Source organism: Aeromonas enterica (genome assembly GCF_054052465.1).
In genome coordinates this window covers 1-270 of the sequence record NZ_JBSTYL010000078.1, presented here as the reverse complement: position 1 = coordinate 270, position 270 = coordinate 1, and the positions used below count along the sequence as shown (strand labels likewise).

The window sequence follows — 270 nt, the reverse complement described above, 5'->3', positions numbered from 1 at the left end:
CGGTTACTACGGTACCACGGCCAGCGATGGAGAATACGTCTTCGATAGGCATCAGGAACGGCAGGTCAATTGCGCGCTCCGGCTCCGGGATGTAGGTATCCAGGTGGTTAGCCAGCTCGATGATCTTCTCTTCCCATGCAGCGTCGCCTTCCAGCGCTTTCAGCGCGGAACCACGAACGACCGGCAGGTCATCACCCGGGAAGTCATATTCGGTCAGCAGTTCACGAACTTCCATCTCGACCAGTTCGAGCAGCTCTTCGTCATCTACCA

At 57.0% G+C, this 270-nt stretch carries 1 pseudogene; it reads right to left on the bottom strand.

From position 1 onward, the window contains the following. A pseudogene (gene tuf, locus ACW5XD_RS23980) lies at positions 1 to 270 on the bottom strand (elongation factor Tu); the annotation flags it as partial.